At 34.9% G+C, this 475-nt stretch carries 1 protein-coding gene; it reads right to left on the bottom strand.

Annotated elements, in window-relative coordinates; translation table 11 throughout:
* Window positions 1-21: 21 nt before the first annotated feature.
* Window positions 22-475, bottom strand: a 454-nt coding sequence (locus tag AX660_RS14450; RefSeq protein WP_235594752.1) for a hypothetical protein, incomplete at its 5' end; no start/stop codon positions are given.

The following is a 475-nucleotide window of genomic DNA, read 5'->3' as shown; positions in this document are numbered from 1 at the left end:
GTATATATGTATAAATAGTTCTCATACTCGCTTACTTAACATTAATACTTCGACATCTAAAATCATTTCGTCTGTAAGAGCTCTCGTGTTTTTTCTTACATCAACCGCTCTAAGCCTTAAAAACTTGCTAGTTTCGACATTCAATAAAAAATCTAATATATTGCTAGCGTTTCCTCGCAAGACCACCTGCCCACTAAAAACACTAATAGATTCAGTAATATCAAGAACCGTATCCGGTTTTCTATTGGTGATACTTATATTCGCTTCTTTAGCTAAACTTTCTACAGCCTGTAACCAGCTAACAGGTAACGTTGCAGGGTTTTTATATTCAACAAATCCCAACACCATTTCTTCGAAAAGAAATTTAAGCTTGTCCCTATCAATGTCAATTTTTTCCTGCCTTTGGATTAACTCGTTTTGTTTAAATTCCAAAAGAGATTTTGACAACAGCACTTCCCGAGATTCATCAACCCAA

It is taken from the genome of Paraglaciecola hydrolytica, assembly GCF_001565895.1.
Taxonomy (GTDB): Bacteria; Pseudomonadota; Gammaproteobacteria; order Enterobacterales; family Alteromonadaceae; genus Paraglaciecola; species Paraglaciecola hydrolytica.
The sequence above is the reverse complement of the archived record's forward strand: the minus strand, read 5'-3'. Positions and strand labels throughout refer to the sequence as shown.